Source organism: Roseateles sp. DB2 (assembly GCF_051857535.1).
Lineage (GTDB): Bacteria > Pseudomonadota > Gammaproteobacteria > Burkholderiales > Burkholderiaceae_C > Roseateles_B.
This window is the reverse complement of record NZ_JBPZGY010000002.1, coordinates 476,051-498,622: the sequence shown is the minus strand read 5'-3', so window position 1 is coordinate 498,622 and position 22,572 is coordinate 476,051. Positions and strand designations below refer to the sequence as shown.

At 69.6% G+C, this 22,572-nt stretch carries 20 protein-coding genes; 6 read left to right on the top strand and 14 right to left on the bottom strand.

Annotation, left to right across the window (positions count from 1 at the left end; all coding sequences use genetic code 11):
• Nucleotides 1–7: 7 nt before the first annotated feature.
• The 3 genes from aceK to ACS5PK_RS04705 form a co-directional block, all read right to left on the bottom strand.
• Nucleotides 8–1,819: a bifunctional isocitrate dehydrogenase kinase/phosphatase gene (gene aceK / locus ACS5PK_RS04715; RefSeq protein ID WP_439439095.1), complete on the bottom strand. Its 1,812-nt coding sequence runs from the start codon at nt 1,817–1,819 to the stop codon at nt 8–10.
• 34 nt (nt 1,820–1,853) lie between these two features.
• Nucleotides 1,854–2,525 carry a carbonate dehydratase gene (gene can / locus ACS5PK_RS04710; protein WP_439439094.1) on the bottom strand — a complete coding sequence of 224 codons (672 nt, stop codon included), beginning with the start codon at nt 2,523–2,525 and terminating at the stop codon, nt 1,854–1,856.
• A 92-nt stretch (nt 2,526–2,617) separates the two neighbouring features.
• The gene (locus ACS5PK_RS04705; RefSeq protein ID WP_439439093.1) at nt 2,618–3,796 is read right to left on the bottom strand and encodes an isovaleryl-CoA dehydrogenase; all 1,179 of its coding nucleotides are present in this window, start codon (nt 3,794–3,796) and stop codon (nt 2,618–2,620) included.
• 253 nt (nt 3,797–4,049) lie between these two features.
• Between ACS5PK_RS04705 and ACS5PK_RS04700 the strand changes: the two genes are divergently transcribed.
• Both ACS5PK_RS04700 and ACS5PK_RS04695 read left to right on the top strand, forming a co-directional pair.
• Nucleotides 4,050–5,615, top strand: a complete 1,566-nt coding sequence (locus ACS5PK_RS04700) for a methyl-accepting chemotaxis protein (RefSeq protein ID WP_439439092.1) — start codon at nt 4,050–4,052, stop codon at nt 5,613–5,615.
• A gap of 150 nt (nt 5,616–5,765) precedes the next feature.
• Nucleotides 5,766–7,310, top strand: coding sequence for a methyl-accepting chemotaxis protein (locus tag ACS5PK_RS04695; RefSeq protein WP_439439091.1), 1,545 nt, complete (start codon nt 5,766–5,768; stop codon nt 7,308–7,310).
• Between the two features lie 42 nt (nt 7,311–7,352).
• Here ACS5PK_RS04695 and ACS5PK_RS04690 read toward each other — a convergent pair whose 3' ends face one another.
• Genes ACS5PK_RS04690 through ACS5PK_RS04680 form a run of 3 tightly spaced genes read right to left on the bottom strand, consistent with a single transcriptional unit; the run spans nt 7,353 to nt 10,846 of the window.
• On the bottom strand, nt 7,353–8,063 hold the full coding sequence (locus ACS5PK_RS04690; protein WP_439439090.1) for a DUF6438 domain-containing protein: 711 nt from the start codon (nt 8,061–8,063) through the stop codon (nt 7,353–7,355).
• A gap of 15 nt (nt 8,064–8,078) precedes the next feature.
• Nucleotides 8,079–8,549 (bottom strand): cyanophycin metabolism-associated DUF1854 family protein, encoded by a 471-nt coding sequence (locus tag ACS5PK_RS04685; protein WP_439439089.1) that lies wholly within the window; start codon nt 8,547–8,549, stop codon nt 8,079–8,081.
• Between the two features lie 17 nt (nt 8,550–8,566).
• Nucleotides 8,567–10,846 carry a cyanophycin metabolism-associated ABC transporter gene (locus tag ACS5PK_RS04680; RefSeq protein WP_439439088.1) on the bottom strand — a complete coding sequence of 760 codons (2,280 nt, stop codon included), beginning with the start codon at nt 10,844–10,846 and terminating at the stop codon, nt 8,567–8,569.
• 222 nt (nt 10,847–11,068) lie between these two features.
• Between ACS5PK_RS04680 and ACS5PK_RS04675 the strand changes: the two genes are divergently transcribed.
• Together ACS5PK_RS04675 and cphA are read left to right on the top strand one after the other, a co-directional pair.
• Nucleotides 11,069–13,246 (top strand): cyanophycin synthetase, encoded by a 2,178-nt coding sequence (locus ACS5PK_RS04675; RefSeq protein ID WP_439439087.1) that lies wholly within the window; start codon nt 11,069–11,071, stop codon nt 13,244–13,246.
• A 57-nt stretch (nt 13,247–13,303) separates the two neighbouring features.
• Nucleotides 13,304–15,865: a cyanophycin synthetase gene (cphA, locus tag ACS5PK_RS04670; RefSeq protein ID WP_439439086.1), complete on the top strand. Its 2,562-nt coding sequence runs from the start codon at nt 13,304–13,306 to the stop codon at nt 15,863–15,865.
• Nucleotides 15,866–15,916: 51 nt separating this feature from the next.
• Here the strand turns inward: cphA and ACS5PK_RS04665 are convergent, their stop codons facing one another.
• The 6 genes from ACS5PK_RS04665 to ACS5PK_RS04640 all read right to left on the bottom strand — a co-directional run bounded on the left by ACS5PK_RS04665 (nt 15,917) and on the right by ACS5PK_RS04640 (nt 19,370).
• Nucleotides 15,917–16,351, bottom strand: a complete 435-nt coding sequence (locus tag ACS5PK_RS04665) for a hypothetical protein (protein ID WP_439439085.1) — start codon at nt 16,349–16,351, stop codon at nt 15,917–15,919.
• A 123-nt stretch (nt 16,352–16,474) separates the two neighbouring features.
• Nucleotides 16,475–16,960 carry a hypothetical protein gene (locus ACS5PK_RS04660; RefSeq protein WP_439439084.1) on the bottom strand — a complete coding sequence of 162 codons (486 nt, stop codon included), beginning with the start codon at nt 16,958–16,960 and terminating at the stop codon, nt 16,475–16,477.
• Nucleotides 16,961–17,032: 72 nt separating this feature from the next.
• Nucleotides 17,033–17,467 (bottom strand): hypothetical protein, encoded by a 435-nt coding sequence (locus ACS5PK_RS04655; protein WP_439439083.1) that lies wholly within the window; start codon nt 17,465–17,467, stop codon nt 17,033–17,035.
• 137 nt (nt 17,468–17,604) lie between these two features.
• Nucleotides 17,605–17,742: a hypothetical protein gene (locus ACS5PK_RS04650; RefSeq protein ID WP_439439082.1), complete on the bottom strand. Its 138-nt coding sequence runs from the start codon at nt 17,740–17,742 to the stop codon at nt 17,605–17,607.
• A gap of 29 nt (nt 17,743–17,771) precedes the next feature.
• On the bottom strand, nt 17,772–18,083 hold the full coding sequence (locus ACS5PK_RS04645) for a hypothetical protein (RefSeq protein ID WP_439439081.1): 312 nt from the start codon (nt 18,081–18,083) through the stop codon (nt 17,772–17,774).
• Between the two features lie 141 nt (nt 18,084–18,224).
• Nucleotides 18,225–19,370 carry a tetratricopeptide repeat protein gene (locus tag ACS5PK_RS04640; protein ID WP_439439080.1) on the bottom strand — a complete coding sequence of 382 codons (1,146 nt, stop codon included), beginning with the start codon at nt 19,368–19,370 and terminating at the stop codon, nt 18,225–18,227.
• 151 nt (nt 19,371–19,521) lie between these two features.
• On the opposite strand from ACS5PK_RS04640, the gene ACS5PK_RS04635 reads away from it, so the two are divergent.
• Both ACS5PK_RS04635 and ACS5PK_RS04630 read left to right on the top strand, forming a co-directional pair.
• Nucleotides 19,522–19,740, top strand: coding sequence for a DUF3079 domain-containing protein (locus tag ACS5PK_RS04635; RefSeq protein WP_439439079.1), 219 nt, complete (start codon nt 19,522–19,524; stop codon nt 19,738–19,740).
• A 163-nt stretch (nt 19,741–19,903) separates the two neighbouring features.
• Nucleotides 19,904–20,314 (top strand): PaaI family thioesterase, encoded by a 411-nt coding sequence (locus ACS5PK_RS04630; protein ID WP_439439078.1) that lies wholly within the window; start codon nt 19,904–19,906, stop codon nt 20,312–20,314.
• A gap of 103 nt (nt 20,315–20,417) precedes the next feature.
• Here the strand turns inward: ACS5PK_RS04630 and ACS5PK_RS04625 are convergent, their stop codons facing one another.
• Together ACS5PK_RS04625 and ACS5PK_RS04620 are read right to left on the bottom strand one after the other, a co-directional pair.
• Nucleotides 20,418–22,142 (bottom strand): hypothetical protein, encoded by a 1,725-nt coding sequence (locus ACS5PK_RS04625; RefSeq protein WP_439439077.1) that lies wholly within the window; start codon nt 22,140–22,142, stop codon nt 20,418–20,420.
• Nucleotides 22,143–22,276: 134 nt separating this feature from the next.
• The gene (locus tag ACS5PK_RS04620; protein ID WP_439439164.1) at nt 22,277–22,525 is read right to left on the bottom strand and encodes a DUF3297 family protein; all 249 of its coding nucleotides are present in this window, start codon (nt 22,523–22,525) and stop codon (nt 22,277–22,279) included.
• Nucleotides 22,526–22,572: the final 47 nt, after the last annotated feature.

Genomic DNA, 22,572 nt, shown 5'->3' with positions numbered 1-22,572 from the left:
CAAGGGGTTATTGAATGGGCAGCTCGCGGTCCAGCGGTTCGGCCGGCGTGGCCGGCAGCGCTGCAGTCGAGGGCTGGGCGTAGAAGCGCTTGTGCGCCTCGTAGGGAAAGACGTCGTGCACATGGCCGGCCAGGATGCGCTCCTTGTGGCCCTGCCAGAACTCGGCCTCGAGCAGGTCGGCGTGGTGGCGCATGAAGAGCTCGCGCACGCCGGGATGGCCCAGCAGGAAGGGGCCGAAGGTCTCGGGGAAGACGTCGCGCGGGCCGACGGCATACCAGACCTCGCCGGACAGCTCCTCCTCTTCGGTACGCGGCGTGGGCACCTTGCGGAAGTTGCAGTCGGTGAGGTATTCGATCTCGTCGTAGTCGTAGAACACCACCTTGCCGTGGCGGGTCACGCCGAAGTTCTTCCAGAGCATGTCGCCAGGGAAGATGTTGGCGGCCACCAGATCCTTGATGGCATTGCCGTACTCGACCACGGCATGCTCCAGCTGCGGCGGCGTGGCTTCCTGGATGTAGATATTGAGCGGCACCATGCGGCGCTCGATGTAGACGTGCTTGAGGATGAGGTCGTCGCCCTTTTCCTCGACCAGGCTGGGGCAGAAGGTCTTGAGCTCGCGGATCAGCTCTTCCTCGAAGCGGTAGCGCGGGAAGGCGACGTTGCTGTACTCCAGGGTGTCTGCCATGCGCCCCACGCGGTCGTGCTGCTTCACGAGCAGGTACTTGCTCTGGATGAGCTCGCGCGTGGTCTCTTTCTGCGGCGGGAAGTAGTCCTTGATCAGCTTGAAGACGAAGGGATAGCTGGGCAGATCGAAGACCAGCATCACCATGCCCTTGATGCCGGGGGCGATGCGGAACTTGTCGCTGGAGTGGCGCAGGTGGTTGAGGAAGTCGCGGTAGAAGAGGTTCTTGCCGTGCTTCTGCAGGCCGATGGCGCTGTAGAGCTCGGCCCGCGGCTTGCGCGGCATCAGGGAGCGCAGGAACTGCACGTAGGCGCTGGGCACCTCCATGTCGACCATGAAGTAGGCGCGGGCGAAGCTGAAGAGCATCAGCAGGTCGTCCTCGCCGAACAGCGCGGCGTCGATGTAGAGGAAGCCCCGGTCGTTGTGCAGGATGGGCAGCGCGAAGGGCGTCTCCGTGAAGCCGTTGATGATCTTGCCGACCAGGTAGGCGCCCTTGTTCCGGTAGAACAGGCTGGACAGCACCTGGATCTGGAAATTGGTCCGCCAGCGGAAGAGGCCCAGCTCGCGCTGCACGGCATTGAGCACGCCATCGACATCGCGCCCCAGGTCCTCGAAGTCGCGGGCCAGCTGGAAGTTGTGGACGATGCGGATCATCGTCTCGCGCAGCGTCTCCCGCGTGGGGTAGTAGCAGCGGAAGGTGGGCGTGGCGGCGGGCTCCTCGTTCTCGATGTACTCAGTCGAGACGGCGGGTCGCACGAAGATGAAGTCGTTGTGAAAGTAGGCGTGGTGCAGGATGCGCGTGCAGGCCGAGTTGAAGAAGGTCTCGGCCAGCTCGGGCTGCAGGTGGTTGGTCAGCAGGCCGATGTAGTGCAGCTTGACCTGCTGCCAGATCGTCATGGGCAGCTGGCTGGCCTGGAACTCGCCCTCCAGCAGCTCGACGGCCTCGTCCACCCGCTTGTCGTAGAACTCGATGCGCTGCGCCTGCGCACGCTGCTGGCCGTGCCAGTCTGCCCGCTCGAAACGCTTCTTGGCCTCGGCCGAGGTGGCACGGAAAAGCCGGTAGTGCTTGTTGAAGCCGCCCAGCAGCGCTTGCGCGATCTGGTGGGCGCGGGAGTCGGTGAGCTGCTGCGGAAACATGGCGAGGGTGCGGCGGCAGTTGGGGGCGAAGCGCTCAGCTTACGCGCGCCGCTTCGTAGCGCTTCTTGACCGCGCTCAAGGCCTTCTGGAAGGCCGAGGCCAGTTGCTCCGGCGCGCCCACGGTGATGCGCAGGTCCTCCAGCAGGCCGTTGTGCAGGCCATAGACCCAGCCGTGCACTACGATCTCCTGGCCACGGGCCCAGGCATCCTGCACGACCGTGGTCTGGCAGGCATTGCGCGCCTGCTCCAGCACATTGAGCTCGCACAGGGCGTTGACACGCTGGCGCTCGTCCAGGGTCTCCAGCCATTCCATGTGGTGGTTGCGCACGTCCTGCACATGGCGCAGCCAGTTGTCGACCAGGCCCACGCGCTGGTCCAGCAGGGCGGCCTTGACGCCACCGCAGTTGGAATGCCCGACCACGATGATGTGCTTGACCTTCAGCGCATCGACGGCGAACTGCATCACCGAGAGGCAGTTGAGGTCGGAGTGCACCACCACATTGGCCACGTTGCGGTGCACGAAGAGCTCGCCCGGCAGAAGGTTGACCAGCTCATTGGCCGGCACCCGGCTGTCGGCGCAGCCGATCCAGAGGTACTCGGGCGTCTGCTGCTTCAGCAGTCGCGAGAAGAAGCCGGGCTCGCGCGTCTCGGTCTCGAGGGCCCAGCGCTTGTTGCTGTCCAGCAGTTCTTGCAGTTCGGTGCTCATGGCCGCATTGTCGAATCGTGGGGCGGGCCAGCCCTGCCCGTTGGGCAAGGCTGGCTTCGTTCCCGGGGGCTTGCCGGCCCCCGGGCGCAGCGTCACATCGTCTCGGCGAACAGCTCGCGGCCGATCAGCATGCGGCGGATCTCAGAGGTCCCGGCGCCGATCTCGTACAGCTTGGCATCGCGCCACAGGCGGCCCAGCGGGTACTCGTTGATGTAGCCGTTGCCGCCGAAGATCTGCACGCCCTCGCCGGCCATCCAGGTGGCCTTCTCGGCGGTCCACAGGATCACCGAGGCGCAGTCCTTGCGGACCTGGCGCACATGGTCGGTGCCCAGCATGTCGAGGTTCTTGGCCACGGTGTAGGCGAAGGAGCGGGCGGCCTGCAGCACGGTGTACATGTCGGCGACCTTGCCCTGGATGAGCTGGAACTCGCCGATGCTCTGGCCGAACTGCTTGCGGTCGTGGATGTAGGGAATCACGTTGTCCATGACGGACTGCATGATGCCCAGCGGGCCGCCGGTCAGCACGGCGCGCTCGTAGTCCAGGCCAGACATCAGCACCCGGGCGCCGCTGTTGACGGCGCCCAGCACGTTCTCGGCCGGCACTTCCACGTTCTCGAAGACCAGCTCACCAGTGTGGCTGCCGCGCATGCCCAGCTTGTCCAGCTTCTGGGCGATGGAGAAGCCCTTCATGCCCTTCTCGATCAGGAAGGCCGTGACGCCGCGCGCGCCCAGCTCGGGTTCGGTCTTGGCATAGACCACCAGGGTATCGGCGTCGGGGCCGTTGGTGATCCACATCTTGGTGCCGTTGAGCACGTAGTAGCCGCCCTTGTCCTCGGCCTTGAGCTTCATGCTGATGACGTCGGAGCCGGCACCCGGCTCGCTCATGGCCAGCGCACCCACGTGCTCGCCGCTGATCAGCTTGGGCAGGTACTTCTGCTTCTGGGCCTCGTTGCCATTGCGGTTGATCTGGTTCACGCACAGATTGCTGTGCGCGCCATAGGACAGACCCACCGAGGCGCTGGCGCGGCTGATTTCCTCCATGGCCACCATGTGGGCCAGGTAGCCCATATTGGCACCGCCGTACTGCTCCGGCACGGTGATGCCCAGCACGCCCAGCTCGCCCATCTTGCGCCACAGGTCCATGGGGAACTGGTCGTTGCGGTCGATCTCGGCGGCACGCGGCGCGATCTCGGCCTGCGCAAAGTCGCGCACGGCGTCGCGCAAGGCGTCGATGTCTTCACCAAGTTGGAAATTCAGGCCGGGCAGGTTCATCTTTGTCTCCGAGGCAGGTTGGCTGAGGCCCTCGCGCCGGACTCCAGGGCGCATCAAGGCCGGCGCCCAGCATCATCGGCGCCGGGCATCAGCTTACGTTTACGTAAACGTCAATTCTAGCCTTGCTGAGAATTTCGTCGCATCCCCAGCGATGCAACCGTTCTCAACATTTCAAGCAACTACGAAAGTGGCTCACACTGGCTGGACATGGACAAAAGTCGCTCAATAGCCCAGGAGCGGACAGGAGACAAGCATGCTGAACCAATGGTCCTTCCGGCGTCGTATCGCCCTGCTCACCCTCAGTGCCATGCTGGGCGTCCTGGTCCTGCTGGTACTGACGACCTACCAGACCTATGTGGAAATCATGAGCAGCCGCCGGGAGATGCTGCAGACCGCCGTGCAATCGGTCTTCCACATCGTCGATGGCTATCGGCAGCAGGCAGCCGGCGGCAAGATGAGCCAGGAGTCCGCCCAGGCGGCTGCCAAGGAGGCCATTCGCATCGCCCGCTATGGCGGCGCAGATGGCAAGACCGAGTACCTCTACGCATGGACCCCGGACGGTGTCAGCGTGATGCACCCGATCAAGCCGGAGTGGGCGGGGCAGAACATGCTGGACAAGGTCAAGGACGCGAATGGCCGCCACACCATCCGCGACCTGGTGGAGGGTGCTCGGGCCAGCCGTGATGGTCGAGCCTTCGTCGACACCCAGTTCCCCCGTCCTGGCAAGACCGAGGCCGTGGCCAAGCTGCAGTACGTGATGACGGTGCCGGAATGGAACTGGATCGTCGGCTCCGGACTCTATCTGGACGACGTCAGCTCCCTGGTCTGGACCGCCACGCTGACTCGCCTGGGCCTGGGCCTCATGGTCTTCGCCGGCATGGGCCTCTTCGGCTGGGCCGTCACCCGCAGCGTGCTGCAGCAGCTGGGCGGAGAGCCCCGCGAGGCGATTGCCGCCATGCGAGCCGTTGCCGAGGGCGACTTGCGCGTCACGAAGGCCGAGGCCCCTGAGGCCAGCCTGCTGGGGCAGTTGCAGCACATGGTCCAGGCCCTGAACCGCACCATGGCGCAGCTGCGCGCCGCCGGCGACTCCATCAACACGGCCGCGGGCGAGATCGCGCAGGGCAACCACGACCTGTCGGCCCGCACAGAGCAGACGGCCTCCAACCTGGAGCAGACCGCCAGCTCCATGGAGGAGATGAACGGGGCCGTCAGCCAGTCCGCGGACACCGCGCGCCAGGCCAACCAGCTCGCCGTCTCGGCCGGCCAGGCCGCCCAGCGCGGCGGTCTGGTGGTGGACCAGGTGACGCAGAGCATGCAGCGCATCACCGACAGCTCGCGCAAGATCGGCGACATCATCGGCGTGATCGACGGCATTGCCTTCCAGACCAACATCCTCGCGCTCAACGCCGCCGTGGAAGCCGCCCGTGCCGGCGAACAGGGGCGAGGCTTCGCCGTGGTGGCGGGCGAGGTCCGCTCCCTGGCGCAACGCAGCGCCGAGGCCGCACGCGAGATCAAGACCCTCATCGGCACGTCCATCGGCAACGTCGAGCAGGGGGCAGAGCTGGTGCAGCAGACCGGGCAGGCCATGCAGGACATCACGAGCAGCGTCAGCCGCGTCTCCGACCTGATCGGCGAGATCGCCGCGGCCTCCGCCGAGCAGCGGGACGGGATCCAGCAAGTCAACCAGGCGGTGGCCCAGCTGGACCAGATGACGCAGCAGAATGCAGCCCTGGTCGAGGAGTCTGCAGCGGCCGCCCAGTCCATGCGCGAACAGGCGCAGCAACTCTCCGAGTCCATCGCCACGTTCCGCCTGGACTGATGCCGCGGCGGCGGGCACGACACCACACCAAAGCGTGACCGGCGCCACGGTGCGCCCTGGGAGGCGCCCGGCGCGGCTGGGGAATCTTGCACCAGATCATGGAGCCCGAGCCTGACGCTGCCTAGCATGGTGCCTTCCAAGGAAGTCGCCATGCGTCAAAACCTGCCCATCACGCAGCAAGCCCACGAGATACCGGCCGATGCCACCCTCATGTCGGTGACGGATCCCCAGGGACGCATCACCTACGCCAACGCCGCCTTCAGCGAAGCCAGCGGCTTCACCATCGAGGAGCTCCTGGGCCAGCCCCACAACCTCGTCCGTCACCCCGACATGCCGTCGGCGGCCTTCGATGACCTCTGGCGCAGCCTCAAGGCTGGCCAGGCCTGGACCGGCATCGTCAAGAACCGGCGCAAGAACGGCGACCATTACTGGGTGAAGGCCAATGTCACGCCGCTGCATCGCGAGGGCCGCCTGCTGGGCTATGTGTCCGTGCGGACGCGCCCGCAGCCCGCCGAGGTCGCCGCTGCCGAGCAGCTGTACGCCGTCCTGCGTCAGGGCGGCACGACCACGCCGCGCCTGCACCGCGGCTGGGTGCTGCCGCGCTGGCGCTGGAGCCCCGCCGCGCTCGCCCATACCCTGCCCTGGCGGGCCCGTTGCGCACTGGCACCTGTCCTGCTGTGGCTGGGCGGGATCGCCGCCGCGGCCATGGCGGGCGTGGCCGGCTCAGCGCTTGCGCTGATGGCGCTGGGCACCGGCCTGCTGCTGCTGGCTGCCCTGGGCTGGCAGGAGTGGCAGCTCGTGCGCCCCCTGCACACCCTGCAGACGCGCGTCCAGGCCCTGGCGTCCGGGCGCGCGGATGAAGCGCATCAGCCGGCCCGCAGCGATGCCATGGGCCAGGCGCTGAGGGCGCTCAACCAGGTCGGCCTGAACCTGCGCGCCCTGAGCGGCGACGTCCAACACCAGACCCGCGGCATGGACGCCGCGAGCCACGAGATGCGCCTCGGGCACGAGGACCTGCACGCCCGGACCGAGCAGGCCGCGTCCCATCTGCAGCAGACCGCCGCCTCGATGGACCAGCTCAGCGCTGCCGTGAGCGCCAACGCTGCCTCAGCGGCTCGTGCCGCCCAGCTGATTGCCGAGGCCCGCGAGAACGCGCGTCGGGGCGGTGAGCAGGTCGAGGCCATGGTCACGACGATGGCCGGCATCAGCGAATCCAGCCGCCGGATCGCGCCCATCATCGGGCTCATCGACAGCATCGCCTTCCAGACCAACATCCTCGCGCTCAATGCCGCTGTCGAGGCAGCCCGGGCCGGTGAGCAGGGGCGCGGCTTCGCGGTGGTGGCCGGCGAGGTGCGGGTGCTGGCCCAGCGTGCCGCCGAGGCCGCCCGCGAGATCCGCGGCATGATCGCCCACAGCACCGAGCAGGTGGCCACGGGCACCGAGGTCGTCTCCGCCACGGGGCGGACCCTGCAGGGCATCGTCGACGAGGTGCAGGACCTGGCCGGGCTCATCGCCGGGATCAGCCTGTCCACCCAGGAGCAGGCCCAGGGCCTCGGCCAGATCAGCCAGGCCGTCGCGCAGCTGGACGAGATGACCGGGCAGAACGCGGCGCTCGTGGCGCAGTCGGTGAACGCCTCCGGCCAGCTGAAGGAGCGCACCGAGCGCCTGAGCGCGGCGGCACGGGTGTTCTGCTGAGCCCCTGGCCTGGACAGGGCGGACCGCCCGGATGCCGAGGCCTCAGCCCGCCTCGTCCCAGACGATGGTGTCGTTGCGCCACCAGCGCGGCACCTGAGGCGGGCCGCCATCCTCGCCCGCGCAGCGCGGACCGCCGGGCGGCATCAAGGACCACGTCGGCACCCAGCGGCCGAGCCCGGCCACGCGCTCGATGACCGCGGGCACCTCCTTCGCGTACCCCTGGATCGCGGGCTGGAAGCGGGCCTCGCTCACCTGCGTGCCGAGGACCAGGCGCACTCGCACCACTTCGGCGTCCGGTATGGGGAGGGCCATGGACGCATTCACAGCGCGCCAGTCGACGGTGCCGAGGGCGGCCAGCAGGCGGCGTGCGGCGACCGCGTCGATCCGCTGCGTGGCCACACCCAACCGGCAGACGAAGCGCTCGCCGTCGAAGCGGACGTCGCCAGAGGCCGCGACCCGCACTGTGTAGACAGGGCAGGTGCCATAGCAGCCTGCCCGCTCGAACTCGACAAAGGCGGCGTCGGGTACCGACTCGCTGCCAGGCTGATCACCCTGGACCACCTGCTGGAAACGAAAGGCGTCGCGTGAGGGCCAGAGGCCTTCTGCGCTGACCAGCGCAACGGTGAGCGCCAGGCCGAGGCCGGCGATCAGCGAAGCCGCGAGCGGCGGGCGCCGGATGAAGCCGCTCCCGCCCGCCGCCGGGCCGTCGCCCTCATCGAGGACCAGGGGGTCGACGAGGCGGCGCTCCGGCATGGCGGCGCGGGCGGCTTACAGGAAGCGCTCGAGCAGCTTGCGCGAATGCCGGTCCAGCGCGAAGCGGTCCGGCACCAGGAACTGCAGGCCGTGACTGCTGGTGATCAGCAGCTTGCCTTCGCCCAGGCGGCGGATGTCCTCTTCGGTCTTGAGGATGAACTGGGCCTGGCCGCGCTCGGTCTGCACCGTCCACTGGCTGGGCGTGGAGAAGGTGCTGACGGACAGCAGGGCCTGCACCACGGGCATGAATTCGCGCACCTCGAACTCGGCCTCCAGCAGTTCGCGGTCGGTGGGCGGCAAGGACGAGAGGCGGGGAATCCAGGCCAGCTCGTGACCGTCCTGGCCCACGAGGGAGATGCCCTCGTCGGGCGCGGAGATGGGATGGGCACGCACAGGCGTCACGCCGCCGTGGAACTGGCCCTCGGCGTCGATCAGGTCGATGCGGCCGAAGGCATTGCGCGAGAGGCGCTGGTAGGGGGTCGTCATGGGGGGCTCTCTGCGGCTCAGGCGCTCACCGTGTGGGCATTGGGATTGGGCAGGGCGATGGGCTCCGCCTCCTCGGCATCGACCCGGCGGGCCTGCGCCTCGTAGAGCCGCCAGTAGGCGCCCTTCTTCTCCATCAGCTCGTCATGCGGGCCGACCTCGACGATCTGCCCGCGGTCCATCACCACGAGGCGATCGGCCTTGCGCAGGGTGGACAGGCGGTGGGCGATGGCGATGGTGGTGCGACCCTTCACGAGGTTGTCCAGGGCCTTCTGGATTTCCTTCTCGGTCTCGGTGTCCACGGCCGAGGTGGCTTCGTCCAGGATCAGCAGGCGCGGGTTGATCAGCAGGGCGCGAGCGATGGAGATGCGCTGGCGTTCGCCACCGGAGAGGCCCTGGCCGCGCTCGCCCACCAGGCTGTCGTAACCGTGGGGCAGGCGCAGGATGAACTCGTGCGCATGGGCGGCGCGGGCCGCGGCGACGATCTCCTCGCGGCAGGCGTCCGGCTTGCCGTAGGCGATGTTCTCGGCAATGGTGCCGAAGAAGAGGAAGGGCTCCTGCAGCACCAGGCCGATGTGGCGGCGGTAGTCGGCCACCGTCACGCGACGCAGGTCGGTGCCGTCGATGCGGATCGAGCCCTCGGTGACGTCGTAGAAGCGGCAGATCAGGTTGACCAGCGTGCTCTTGCCCGAGCCGGAATGGCCCACCAGGCCGATCATCTCGCCCGGCTGGATGTCCAGCGTGAGGCCGCGGATCACCGCACGGTTGCCGTAGCGGAAGCCGATGTCCTGGATCTGCAGCCCCCCGGTCACGCCGTCGAGCTTCACCGGGCTGGCGGGGTCAGGCACATTGGACTGGTGGTCCAGGATGTCGAAGATGCGCTTGGCACCGGCCGCCGCCTTCTGCGTGACCGAGACGATGCGGCTCATGGAATCCATGCGCCCGTAGAAACGGCCGATGTAGGCCAGGAAGGAGGTCAGCACGCCCACCGTGATGTCGCCGTCGGACACCAGGTAGATGCCGAAGGCCCAGACGACCAGCAGGCCGATCTCCGTCAGCAGTGAGACCGTGGGCGTGAACAGGCTCCAGGTCTTGTTCAGGCGGTCGTTGACCTTGAGGTTGTTGTCGTTGGCCTCCTTGAAGCGCCGGGCCTCGCGACGCTCCTGGGCGAAGGCCTTGACCACGCGGATGCCGGGGATGGTGTCGGCCAGCACGCTGGTCACCTCGCCCCAGACGCGGTCGATCTTCTCGAAGCCCGTGCGCAGGCGGTCCCGCACCAGGTGGATCATCCAGGCGATGAAGGGCAGGGGCAGCAGGGTGGCCAGGGCCAGCCAGTGGTTGATGGAGAAGAGGATGACAGCCGTCATGCCCAGCATCAGGACGTCGGTGATGAAGTCCAGGGCGTGCAGGGAGAGGAAGACGCTGATGCGGTCGGTCTCGGAACCGATGCGGGACATCAGGTCCCCGGTGCGCTTGTTGCCGAAGTACTCCAGCGACAGCGACAGCAGGTGCTCGAAGGTGGCGGTGCGCATGTCCGCGGCGATGCGCTCGGACACCAGGGCGAGGATGTAGGTCTTGGCCCAGCCCAGCACCCAGGACACGAGCCCGGCGCCCAGCAGGCCGCCCAGGTAGTAGGCCACCAGCCAGGGATCGATCTTCTGGCCCTGCTGGAAGGGGATCAGCACCTCGTCCATCAGCGGACGGTAGAGATAGGGGCCGACCAGGGTGGCCGCGGTGGCCCCCAGCATCAGCAGGAAGCCCAGCAGCAGCTGGCCCTGGTAGGGCCGGGCGAAGCGCCACAGGCGCAGCAGCACCCAGGTGGAGGGCGGCGTGTGCAGTTCACGCTCGCAGGTGGGGCATTCCTCGCTCTCGGGGGGCAGCGGGGCCTTGCAGCTGGGGCAGAAGCCCACCTCCTCGGCCTCGGTGCGCGGGCCTTCGTCCCGGCGCTCGAAGGCCTCCTGGAAGCGCTGGGCCTGTAGATTGATCGCCAGGGTGAAGCGCCACAGGGCCAGGCGGCCGGTGGCGTCCACCAACTCCAGGCAGCCCACGCCGGCGTGGTCGGTGAGGCGCAACTCCAGCCCGGGGCGCAGGGGCCACTCGGACCACTGGCGGCTGCCGGCATCGAAGGCCAGCAGGCGCTGGTGGCTGAAGGCCAGCAGGCCCACGCCGAAGCGCAATTGAGCGTCGAGGTCAACCTCCAGGCTGGCCAGGACGTTCTCGCCCTTCAAGAGACGCGAAGTCAGAGTCGCCCATTCGGGATGCTTGGCGGACGCGTCGTCCACAGGATGGTGATGCTGCATTGTTCTTTCGTTCTGAACGCCCCCGGGGCGGCTGCCGGCGACTGCGCGATTTTCGCGCATCCTGCAACGTTCCCACCGCCCAATCGATGACAAGCGAGCAGGCCCTCACTCACACGACGGACAAACCCGCCCCAAACTGAGAGCAAAATGGCGCCTGGTCGCCAGACGCACATCCCGGCCCTGGCCGGCCTTCCCCCTCCCGACCTGTCCACGCCCCGCCCCATGAGCCGACACGACGACATCCAGCTTTTGCGCGTCAACTACCTGCGTGGTCCCAATATGTGGACCTACCGCCCCGTCCTGGAGGTCTGGCTGGACCTGGGCCGGCTGGAGGAATTCCCATCCAACAAGCTTGAGGGCTTCAATGAGCGGCTGACGACCGTCCTGCCCGCCCTGATCGAGCACCATTGTGGCGTCGGCGAACGTGGCGGCTTCCTGCAGCGCCTCACCGAGGGCACCTGGATGGGTCATGTGCTGGAGCACATCGTCATCGAGCTGCTCAACCTCTCCGGCATGCCTACCGGCTTCGGCCAGACCCGCTCCACGTCCAAGACCGGCGTGTACCGCATGGTCTTCCGGGCCCGTGACGAGCAGGTGGCCCGTGCCGCCCTGGCCGAGGGTCATGCCCTGATCATGGCCATGATCAATGCCGACACCTTCGACGTGAAGGCCGCCGTGGACCGCATCCGCGACAAGGTCGACGACTGCTACCTGGGCCCCTCCACCGCCGCCATCGTGGCCGCCGCGACGGACCGCCGCATTCCCCACATCCGCCTGAACGACGGCAACCTGGTGCAGCTGGGCCACGGCGCCCGCCAGCGCCGCATCTGGACCGCCGAGACCGACATGACCAGCGCGATCGCCGAAGGCATCGCCCGTGACAAGGACCTCACCAAGAGCCTGCTCAAGAGCGTGGGCGTGCCGGTGCCGGCCGGCACGGCGGTCAAGACGGCAGCCGAGGCCTGGGAAGCCGCCCAGGACATCGGCCTGCCGGTGGTGGTCAAGCCCTCCGACGGCAACCATGGCCGGGGCGTGACCCTGGACCTGCGCCAGGAAGCTGACGTCGCCGCCGCCTTCGATCTGGCCGACAAGGAGGGCTCCGAGGTCCTCGTGGAAAGCTACATCCCCGGCAACGAGCACCGCCTGCTGGTGGTGGGCGGTCAGGTGGTGGCCGCTGCCCGCGGTGATGAGGCCTGGATCACCGGCGACGGCCAGCACACCGTGCAGCAACTGATCGACCTCCAGATCAACACCGACCCGCGCCGCGGCCTGACCGAGGACTTCCCCCTCAACCGCATCACCCTGGGTGAAGACGCCGTCGTGCTGCTGGACCTGCAGCGCCAGGGCGTGACGCCCACCGCCGTGCCGGCCTCCGGCCAGCGGGTGCTGATCCAGCGCAACGGCAACGTGGCCATCGACTGCACGGCCCAGGTCCACCCCGAGGTGGCGCATGCCGTCTCGCTGGCGGCCCGCACCATCGGCCTGGACATCGCCGGGGTCGATCTGGTGAGCACCGACATCTCCCGGCCCCTGTCCGAGACCGGCGGCGCCATCGTCGAGGTCAATGCCGGCCCCGGCCTGCTGATGCACCTGAAGCCCGCCGAGGGCATGCCCCAGCCGGTGGGTCAGGCCATCATCGACCACCTCTTCGCCGAGGACGAGACCGGCCGCATCCCCGTGATCGGCGTGCTGGCCTCGCAAGGCGGCAACCACATCACCCGCCTGGTCGCCTGGCTGCTGCACCTCAACGGCCGCCATGTGGGTCTGGCCTGCAGCGACGGCCTCTTCCTGGGCCCGCGCCGCGTCGAGAAGCGCTTCAGCGCCCGCTGGGACGCCGCCCACCGCCTGCTGATGAACCGCGTGGTCGATGCCGTGGTGGTGCAGAACGACGCCGCCTCCATCCTGAAGGACGGCCTGGCCTATGACCGCTGCCAGGTCGGCGTGGTGACGGACATGGCCGCCGCCGTGGATCTCAGCCACTTCGACACCCTCACCGAGGACCAGCGCTTCAAGGTGCTGCGCACCCAGATCGACGTGGTGCTGGGCGACGGTGCCGCGGTGCTCAACGCCGCCGAACCCCGCCTCGTGGAGATGGCCGAACTCAGCGACGGCGAGGTGCTCTTCTACGCCCTGGACGCTGCCAACGAGGCCCTGCAGGCCCACCGGGCCAAGGGCGGCCGCGCCGTCTTCCTGCAGGGCGGCACCGCCGTGCTGGCGCAAGGGGCGAGCGAGACCGTCGGCGCCAACATCGCCGGCCTGGCCCAGCGCTTTGCCAAGGCCGGTCAGCCCACCGATGACGCGACCCTGCTGGCCGCCGTCGCCACAGCCTGGGCCATGAACATCTCCCCCGAGCTGATCTCCGCCGGACTGGACACCTTCGTGCCGGACCTGGCGCAATAAGGCGCAAGCAAGACGCCGCCCCGCTCACAACCGCATTTCCCGAAAGACGACGCGAACATGGAAGTCTCCCGCATCCGCGCCCTCCGAGGCCCCAATATGTGGAGCCGCCACACCGCCATGGAAGCCGTGGTGCACTGCACGGAAGCCGAGCGTTCGATCAGCGGCCTGGCCGGCTTCGAGGCCCGTCTGCGTGCCCTCTTCCCCGGCATCGGCGCCCTGCGTGCCGAGATGAGCCTGGCCCAGGTCCTGGAGCAAGCGGCCCTCGCCCTGCAGGCGCAGGCCGGCTGCCCGGTCACCTTCAGCCACACCCACGTCACCGGCGAGCCCGGCACCTGCCAGGTGGTGGTCGAGTACAGCGAGGAAGACGTCGGCCGCATGGCCATGGATGACGCCACGCGGCTCATCCTGGCCGCCATGGGCGAAGGCAGCTTCGACATCGACGAGTGCCTGAAGCGTCTGCGCGAGACTGATGAAGACGTGCGCCTGGGCCCCTCCACCGGCTCCATCGTGGACGCCGCCGTCAAGCGCGGCATCCCCTTCCGCCGCCTCACGCAGGGCAGCCTGGTGCAGTTCGGCTGGGGCGCCAAGCAGCGCCGCATCTGGGCCGCCGAGGTCGACGCCACCAGCGCGGTGAGCGAGTCCATCGCCCAGGACAAGGACCTCTGCAAGCAGCTGCTGCAGTCCGCTGGCGTGCCCGTGCCCATCGGCCGCCCTGTCGAGTCCGTTGACGACGCCTGGGACGTGGCCCTGGAGATCGGCCTGCCCGTGGTGGTCAAGCCCCAGGACGGCAACCAGGGCAAGGGCGTGACCGTCAATGTCACCAGCCGCGAGCAGCTGGAGGCCGCCTACAAGGCCGCGGACGAGATCGGCCATGTGATGGTCGAGAAGTTCCTGCCCGGCTCCGACTACCGCCTGCTGGTGGTGGGCGACAAGCTCGTCGCCGCCGCCCGCCGCGATCCGCCGCACGTGATCGGCGATGGCGTCCACACCGTCAAGCAGTTGGTCGACAAGGTCAATGCCGACCCTAAGCGCGGCGACGGCCACGCCACCTCGCTGACCAAGATCCGCTTCGACGACATTGCCGTCGCGCGCCTCACCCAGCAAGACCTGACCCCCGAGTCCGTGCCGGCCAAGGGCCAGCGCGTGATCCTGCGCAACAACGCCAACCTCAGCACCGGTGGCACCGCCACCGATGTGACCGATGACGTCCACCCCGACGTCGCCGCCCGCGCCATCGCCGCAGCCCAGGTCGTGGGCCTGCATGTGTGCGGCGTTGACGTGGTGGCCGAGAGCGTGCTGCGCCCGCTGGAGGAGATCAGCGGCGGCATCGTCGAGGTCAATGCTGCTCCGGGTCTGCGCATGCACCTCTCGCCCAGCTTCGGCAAGGGCCGCAATGTGGGCGAGGCCATCATCAACCACCTTTACGGCCACGGCCACAAGAGCGAGGACGGCCGCATCCCCGTGGTCGCGGTGACCGGCACCAACGGCAAGACCACCACCACCCGGCTGATCGCCCACATGTTCGCCACCTGCGGCCTGCGCGTGGGCATGACCAACACCGACGGCGTCTATGTCGACGGCCGCCAGATCGACAGCGGCGACTGCTCCGGCCCCAAGAGCGCCCGCAATGTGCTGATGCACCCGGACGTCGAGGCCGCCGTGTTCGAGACCGCCCGCGGCGGCGTGCTGCGCGAGGGCCTGGGCTTCGACCGCTGCCAGGTCGCCGTGGTGACCAACCTCGGCGAGGGCGACCACCTGGGCATGAATTTCCTCAACACCGTCGAGGAGCTGGCCCTGGTCAAGCGCGTGATCGTGCAGAACGTGGCGCTCAGCGGCTATGCGGTGCTCAACGCCTCTGACCCGGTGGTGGCGAACATGGCCAGCGTCTGCCCCGGCCAGATCATCTTCTTCACCGCCGACCGCCACCATGCCCTGATGGCCGCGCACCGCGCCCAGGGCAAGCGCTGCGTCTTCATCGACGGTGACCAGCTCGTCGCCGCCCAGGGCGCCTGGCGCGAGAGCATCCCCCTGCGCGACATCCCCTTCACGCGCGGCGGCATGATCCCCTTCCAGGTGGAGAACGCCATGGCCTCCGTGGCGGCCGCCTGGGGCGTGGGCCTGGACTGGGACACCATCCGCCGCGGCCTGGCCAGCTTCAACAGCGACAGCGACAACGTCCCCGGCCGCTTCAACGTGATGGACTACCGCGGCGCCACCGTGATCGCCGACTACGGCCACAACGGCGACGCCATGCGCGCCCTGGTGGCCGCCGTGGAAGCCCTGCCGGCCAAGCGCCGCTCGGTGGTGATCTCCGGTGCCGGCGACCGTCGCGACGAGGACATCCGCATCCAGACCCAGATCCTCGGCGCCGCCTTCGACGACGCCCTCCTCTTCCAGGACGCCTGCCAGCGCGGCCGCGAGGACGGTGAGGTGCTGCGTCTGCTGCGCCAGGGCCTGGAAGGCGCCACGCGCACCTCCCACATCGAGGAGATCCGCGGCGAGTTCGTCGCCATCGACCGCGCCCTGGAGCGCCTGCAGCCGGGCGATCTGTGCCTGGTGCTGGTGGACCAGGTGGAAGAGGCGCTGGCGCATCTGGCGCAGCGCATCACCCAGGGCTGATCAGGCCCTCGCCCCTGCAAGCCCTGGTGCGCTGCGGCCGCCAGGGCTTTTTCACGAATGGAAGCGGTAGCCGGGGCCACCCGGCGGCGTGCTGCAGTCCTGGTGCTGGTGATGCCGCGGGGGGTAGCAGCGCCCGGTGGCATGGTCCGGGGATCCCTCGAAGTCGAGGAAGATCAGCTCGCCCTGGCGCCAGGCCCCGGCACGGGCCGGCCCAAGGAGCGCGGGCCGGACATCGAAGGCGGGTCGCCACAGGTCCTCCTCATTGTCCTTGCCCGTGGCCAGCGCCTCCTGGGCGGCCGTCTCCAGGGCCCCGCGCTGAAGGGCGATGAGGCAGCGCAGGCGGAATTCATGCACCGTCGACTGTGCGGCAAAGAACGCAGCGAGCAGCAGAGAAGTGCCCAGGGAGCGCAGCAGCACGCAAGGGCCCTGGCTGGCGAACCGGCTCCGCACACCCGAGGCCGTCTCGGCCAGCAGGAGCCCGGTCACACCCAACAGGAACAGGCCCGACGCCCGCTGGAGTGGACGAACAGGGAGTGGGTCCCGAAGATGCTGAGTACGGTCGTCAGCACGGCGCGGGCGCCGGCAAGCAAGGGCGTTCTTTTCATCGGCTCAGCGCAGGACTTCCGCAGGCCGGTCCTCCGTGCCGCCGACCCTGCGACTGCCCGCGCGCAGTTGCTGGTCCACGTCCCTGTCCAGTTGCTCCCAGAAGTCGGGGCCGAAGCGGCGCCGCGCCTCGGCGCTCATGCGCTCGTTATAGGCCGCCACATAGCCGCGCTGCTCGCCCGGATCCGTGCAGCCGGGCCCGAGAGCCAGGCGGATGCCCTTCGCACGCAGCAGTTGCTTCCGCACACTCCGGCGGGACGAGGCCCTCACCGTCTCAGGCCCTGTCGACTCGAACAGCTTCAGCATGCCCGCCGCGATGTCGGCCCGTGCCGCCTGTTCGCCGCGCTCGCGGCCGCGGGCCTCCGTGCCGATGCGGGCGTCGATCGGCACCAGCAGGGGCTCGGCGGCGGCAGCAGGAGCCACGAGCAGGCTGCCCAGCAAGGCGCCGAAGAGCGGGGTGAGCGCCGTGATGACAGGGATGTTCCTTGGCATGGCACGAACGATAGCAGCGTGGGTGTCCTTCATTGCAGAGGCGACAGCAGCGCGGCTCCTTCGGGCTCCGGTCTAGCTGCAGCGGCAGGGCGCAGGCGGACCGTCCAGCACCCGCGCGCTGCACCGCCCCAGGAGACGGGTCCTGCGCAGCTCGATGGCCTGGCCCGGCCGCAGGGCCGCGCCGCCGGGCACCACGCAGGCCTCCGTGCCGCCGCCAGTGCAGCAAAGCGAATAGGACAGCTCGACGGCCCCGCCCTCGACAACTTGCAGGTGATTGACCTCCGTGGCGATGCGCTCCGCCGGCAGCAGCAGCTCGGCCCCGGCCATCAGCAGCGCGGCTGCCATCAACCCTGGCAGTGGCCGCCAGGCCCGCCTGGCGAAGTCCCACCCCACGTCGCGCCAGGAGCCGGCGCCTGCCCTGGCACGCCGGGCCAGCATGACGATCAGCAGCAGGGCGACGGCGGCCGTCAGGCCGGCGAGCACGGTGGCGACGAGGGCGGCGGGCATGGGCGGGGATCTCCTGGCATCGGGCCGGGCGGGCGTTGGGCGGGCGTTGGGCCCATCATCGCCGCTGCGCTGCCCATGCGTTGCCTATGCGTTGCCCATGCGTTGCCTATGCGCTGCTTCGATGGATGCGCGTGGGCTCAGGCCGCCGACGCCTCCCATTCGGCCCAGCCCTGCACACGCTCCGGGAATGCCACGGCGGCCCGCGCCAGGCCGGACAGCGCGACCCGGGATGCCAGCGAACGCTGCATCAACTGTCGGCGCAGGGCCGCGCTCATGGGCGCCGCAGCCCGGGGCGCCGGTGCACTCAGCGCCGGTTGGCGGCGGGCACGACACCGGCCAGACTCTGCGCCCCTGCCGCGTCCTCAATGGCCATGTGCATCTGGGCCACGGCCTCGCGCTCACCCTTGATGGCGTAGGTGTCATGGCCGCAGTGCGGGCAGTGCGCCATGAAGGCGGCCTCGATGCCCCGGATGTCGGAGATGTCCATGGGGGTCATCTCGTTGAGCTCGGCCTGGCAGTTGTTGCAGCGGATGTACTTCGGTCGCAGCGACAGCTGGCGCTCGATCGCGGCCTGCTTGCGCTGCTCGGGGGTGCCGCGGAGCTTGGCTTGTCCCATGGGGCTTCCTTCAGATTCGGTGGGGGCTCAGGTCCAGCCTGAAGCCTGACAAAGAAGGGGCGCCCTACAGCGCCCCATGGAGATCCGAGCTGCGACCGGCGATGCGTTCAGGCAGGCCGTCGGTCGCGTCGGTCCGGCGCCTCAGTCGAAGTCCCCGCCGCCGCCCACGTCGATGTCGCTGCCGCCGCTGTCCCAGCTGGCGCCGGCATCACTGCCGCCGAGGTCCAGGTCGTTCGAGGGGCTGTTGTCGAAGGGGATGTAGCCGCCACCGCCGCTGCCGTCATCGGCATGCCGGCGATGCCGCTCGGAGGCCTCGGCGCTGCCGCTCATCATCGAGCCGATCGCCACGCCCACGCCCACCGCGGCGGCCGTGCCCAGGGCACCGCCCAGGCCGCCGCCGCCATAGCCGGGCTGTCCACCGTAGCCGTAGCCGGGCCCCTGCGCACGGGCCTGCGCCTCGGCCTGCATGCGGGCCTCCTGCATGCGCAGGGCCTTGTCGCTGGGCTTCTCCTCGCCACGAATCTCGGCGGCGATGTCGCGGGAGCGAAGGATCAGGCTCTCGGTCTCGGCGAAATCACGGCGCGAGGCCAGGGTGCTGATGTGGGTGCTGATGTCGGCCTGCGCCTTGCGCACACGGTCGTAGGTGGCGAGCTTCTGCTCGGGACTGAAGGCCGGGTTGGCATCGGCCGCGGCAACGGCATCGCCCAGGTCCTTGTGCGCCTCCATCAGGGCGCCGCGCCAGCGTTCGACGTCGGCCGGGCTGTTGCCCGCCACGCTGCGGCGCAGCTTGCGCCACAGCACGAAGCCCACGCCGCCCAGCACCAGCAGCCAGAACCACGAGAAGCCTCCCGAGGACGGCTCCCGGCGCTCCTGCCGCGGCGGCTCGGCCGCGGGCAGCGCCTGAGCCGGCGCCGGCTGCTGCAGGGTCTGCGGGCGGGCTGGCGGCTCCAGGCGGATCGGGCCGGCCTGGGCCTGGTCGATGCGCTGGATCATGGTCTTCTTACTGGCGAAGCTTTCGCTGGGATCGAGCTCCCGCGCCTTCTGCAGCTCAGCCTTGGCGGCGTCGATCTGGCCCTGCTCGAACTTCACCTCGGCGAGCCAGAAATGCGCCAGCGCGTTCTCGGGATGCTTGCGCAGCACGCCATCGAGCTTCTGCTCGGCCTGCGTCCAGCGCTGGGCGCGCATGTCGGCAGCGATGTCCTCCTTGGTCCCGGCCTGGGCCAGGCCGGTCGCACACAGCAGCACGGCTGCCAGCACCCAGGCGTGACGACGGGATGCAGTCTTCATCTTCGTTCCTCCAGCAACTCGGCCCGAGGCCGCCGGATGGCGCCGCTGGGCAGAGGACCCGATCCTAGCCTGCCCGGCCCCCCATGCCGGAGGCCACCCGATCTTGCGCTGGCGCAAGACCCTGCCGGCGACAGGCCTCCACAGTGGGTGCATGGCGAAGAAGTTCCCCCTCCTGCCGGCTCAGCCGCAGCGCGTCTGCTGGGGCTGCGATCTGTACTGCCCCAGCGAGAGCATGCGCTGCGGCAATGGCTCGGTGCGCACGCCGCATCCCAGCGAGCTCTTCGGCGAAGACTGGGAAACGGGTCTGCTGCCCGTAACGGCCCCCTCGGAGCCGCCCGTGCCGCAGCCCGCCCCGGCGCGCGTCGACTGAAGCACTCGCCCCGGCGGCACCGCAGGCGCGGCTCACCGAAGCTGCGGGTCAGGGCCCGATCGCGGTGCCGAAGTTCGGCCAGGCCCTGCGCCTGCAAGACACCTTGAAGCCCCTTATGCTGACCGGCTGATCGTCCTGCCCGGGCCTCGCGCCCTTTGCCGCCATGTCCATCGAAGCACTCAACGCCCGCAGCCAGGGCACCCTGCCCGGCCACCTGGGCATCGTCATCACCGCCCAGCGCCCGGGAGAGATCGAAGCCGAGCTGCCCATCGTCCCGTACCTGATGGCGCCCAACGGCTATCTGCATGCCGGCAGCATCCTGACGCTGGCCGACACCGCGGCTGGCTTCGGTTGCATGTCCAACCTGCCCGAGGGCGCCCAGAGCTTCACGACGCTGGAGATCAAGTCCAACCACCTGGCCACCGCCCGGGAAGGCGTGCTGCGCTGCACGGCCACCCTGGTGCATGGGGGCCGCAGCACCCAGCTCTGGGACGCCAAGGTCACCCACGCCGGCACCGGCAAGACCCTGGCCCTGTTCCGCTGCACGCAGATGGTGCTGTACCCACGCGGCTGAACCCGCGGCGGGCGACACCGCTCAAGCCGGCGCCCAGCCGCCCGAGGGAGTCCCGCCGCGTCCAAGGGCTCACAGGCTCACAGGCTCACAGGCCAATGAGCGTTCAGAACTTGCAGCCCTTGGCCCTCAAGGCGTCCAGGGCCACGGCGCCCAGGGCCAACAGGCCGTTCTCGGCATAGGCCTTGCGGCAGTCCTCGCGCAGGGCCTTTTCCATCTCCTTCTGAAGCTTGGTCTTGAGCTCCGGCGGATTGGGCGCAATCTCCAGCAGGGCCCGCGAGCGGCTGCTGGCCACCGGGCCGCGCTGCGAGGTGGGCAGGTCCAGGTTCAGGCGCGGCGCGCTGGCCGGGGCAGAAGGCGCGGTGGCCACATCGCGGCCGCGCTGGGCGCCGGCATCCGGTGAGCCGGGCTGCGGCTGCGCGGCGGGGCCCTGCCCCGGATCCGCGCCCGTGAGGCTGATCTTGCCGGGCGAAGGCAGCGGACGTGCCCCGGGTGCAGGGGAGGCCGTGGCCGTGCCCGTCAGCGAGCGCTCGCCTGCGAGAGTCTGGGAGGCCGGACCCGTGGCGGGGCTGGCTGTGGGGCTGGCCGCGCTGTTGGCAGCATTTGCGCTGCCTGCACCGCTGGCCGTACTGCTCGGGCTCGCTGCCGTGGCGTCAGGGCCCGTCGGCTCGGCGGGCGCGCTGAGCGGCTTGAGGCCCTGCAGGCTGGCCTGCGCAGCCGCGCTGGGCGCCAAGCGGCTCAAGGGGCTGGGCGCGCTGATGCGGGCCGTGCTGCTGGCAGCTTCCGCAGGCAGCTGGGCCACCGCATGCGCCGAGGGCGCCAGGCTCGGGCTGGCGGGCAGGTCCTGGGCGCGCGAGCCCTGATCCGCGCTCAGCGGCGCCAGGGCCGGCGCCTGGACCTTGTCGGCGGGACGAACCGCATCGGCGCTGAGCCGGGCGGTCGAGCGCTCCGGCAGGCTCAGGGTGGGGCTGGGCGCCAGGGTGGCTGCCGCGCTGCTCAGCGAGCCCAGGGCCTGAGGCCGGATCGCCTGCGTCACCGGGCTGGGCAGGCTGGGGCTCTGCAGCGTGGCCACGCGCGGCGCAGGCGCTTCCAGGGGCGGCAGCGTGCTGAGCTCAGCGGGGCGCGGCGAAGAAAGGCGCTGCAGGGGCTGCGGCGCCTGGATGCGCACGGGGCTCACCTGGGTGTCCAGGCGCTCCGCCGACTGGGTGGGCAAGGTCAGGCGTGGCAGGGGCTGGAGGCTGTCCTGCGGACTGGCCAGGGGCTCGACCTGGGCTGATTGCACTGGTGCCGGCGCCTGCTGAGGCGTGTCCAGTTGGCGGGTCACGCGGGGATCAACCTCGGTAGGCGGCGCCGGCAGTTCGCTTTGCAGGGCCTCGGTATGGGACTGCGTGATCGGGGTGATGGGTTCGGGACGGCTGCCCTGACTGCTGGCGCTGTCCTGCAACTGCTTGACGGTGCTGGGCTGCGGCGCCCACTCGCCCTCGCGGGCGGCGCCGGGACGGTCCGGCGGCGCCGGTTCGTCCTCGCGACGGACCACGCCGCCGAAGCGGCGGCTGGCGGCATCTCCCGCGGGGCCGCGGTCGGCCTGGCTGTCGGGCGCGCCGCCGGCCTGGGCGGCGCCCTGCAGGCGCACGGTCAGCCGGCCACCGCCGGCCTGCTCGTCCTGGCGCGCGTCACCCGGCGCCGTGCCGACCAGGACGGCCAGCCACACATGCAGCAGGCCTGCCAGCACCAGGCTGCGCCGGAGCTGCTCGTCCTTGAGCTGCGGGCGCTGCTGGCGGGCCGTCGGCGGCGACATCAGGGAGGCGGAGGCGGAAAGAGACAGGGACACGGAAGTGGGCAGGGACCCGGACCTTGGTGGCATGCCCGGCTTGCTGCGCAGTGTGCCGTTGCGCGCGCAGCGCGTCCATCAGGCCCCAGGCAAACCCCAGGGCATGGGGCGGACAGCGCCCGGCCGGGGTCGGCTCAGCGGTAGAAGGCCTCGACCACGCCCTTCAGCTTGATCAGCACCGGGCGGCCGCGGCGGTCCACGGTCTTGCCGGAGGGCACCTTCACCCACCCTTCGCTGATGCAGTACTCCTCGACGTCGAAGCGCTCCTTGCCGTTGAACTTGATGCCGACGTCATGCTCGAACACCGCCGCCACGAAATGCGGACTGGCGGGATCGACGGACAGGTGGTCAGGCAAGGCGGGGGCGTTCTCGGCAGCGCTCATGGTGAGGAAACGGTGAGTGGTCAAAGGCGCTATTGTCCAACGTCCGG

Excerpts from the sequence above, each read along its gene's own strand:
- aceK (WP_439439095.1), bottom strand. The coding sequence starts at position 1,819 with ATGTTTCCGCAGCAGCTCACCGACTCCCGCGCCCACCAGATCGCGCAA.
- can (WP_439439094.1), bottom strand. The coding sequence starts at position 2,525 with ATGAGCACCGAACTGCAAGAACTGCTGGACAGCAACAAGCGCTGGGCC.
- ACS5PK_RS04705 (WP_439439093.1), bottom strand. The coding sequence starts at position 3,796 with ATGAACCTGCCCGGCCTGAATTTCCAACTTGGTGAAGACATCGACGCC.
- ACS5PK_RS04700 (WP_439439092.1), top strand. The coding sequence starts at position 4,050 with ATGCTGAACCAATGGTCCTTCCGGCGTCGTATCGCCCTGCTCACCCTC.
- ACS5PK_RS04695 (WP_439439091.1), top strand. The coding sequence starts at position 5,766 with ATGCGTCAAAACCTGCCCATCACGCAGCAAGCCCACGAGATACCGGCC.
- ACS5PK_RS04690 (WP_439439090.1), bottom strand. The coding sequence starts at position 8,063 with ATGCCGGAGCGCCGCCTCGTCGACCCCCTGGTCCTCGATGAGGGCGAC.
- ACS5PK_RS04685 (WP_439439089.1), bottom strand. The coding sequence starts at position 8,549 with ATGACGACCCCCTACCAGCGCCTCTCGCGCAATGCCTTCGGCCGCATC.
- ACS5PK_RS04680 (WP_439439088.1), bottom strand. The coding sequence starts at position 10,846 with ATGCAGCATCACCATCCTGTGGACGACGCGTCCGCCAAGCATCCCGAA.
- ACS5PK_RS04675 (WP_439439087.1), top strand. The coding sequence starts at position 11,069 with ATGAGCCGACACGACGACATCCAGCTTTTGCGCGTCAACTACCTGCGT.
- cphA (WP_439439086.1), top strand. The coding sequence starts at position 13,304 with ATGGAAGTCTCCCGCATCCGCGCCCTCCGAGGCCCCAATATGTGGAGC.
- ACS5PK_RS04660 (WP_439439084.1), bottom strand. The coding sequence starts at position 16,960 with ATGCCAAGGAACATCCCTGTCATCACGGCGCTCACCCCGCTCTTCGGC.
- ACS5PK_RS04655 (WP_439439083.1), bottom strand. The coding sequence starts at position 17,467 with ATGCCCGCCGCCCTCGTCGCCACCGTGCTCGCCGGCCTGACGGCCGCC.
- ACS5PK_RS04650 (WP_439439082.1), bottom strand. The coding sequence starts at position 17,742 with ATGAGCGCGGCCCTGCGCCGACAGTTGATGCAGCGTTCGCTGGCATCC.
- ACS5PK_RS04645 (WP_439439081.1), bottom strand. The coding sequence starts at position 18,083 with ATGGGACAAGCCAAGCTCCGCGGCACCCCCGAGCAGCGCAAGCAGGCC.
- ACS5PK_RS04640 (WP_439439080.1), bottom strand. The coding sequence starts at position 19,370 with ATGAAGACTGCATCCCGTCGTCACGCCTGGGTGCTGGCAGCCGTGCTG.
- ACS5PK_RS04635 (WP_439439079.1), top strand. The coding sequence starts at position 19,522 with ATGGCGAAGAAGTTCCCCCTCCTGCCGGCTCAGCCGCAGCGCGTCTGC.
- ACS5PK_RS04630 (WP_439439078.1), top strand. The coding sequence starts at position 19,904 with ATGTCCATCGAAGCACTCAACGCCCGCAGCCAGGGCACCCTGCCCGGC.
- ACS5PK_RS04620 (WP_439439164.1), bottom strand. The coding sequence starts at position 22,525 with ATGAGCGCTGCCGAGAACGCCCCCGCCTTGCCTGACCACCTGTCCGTC.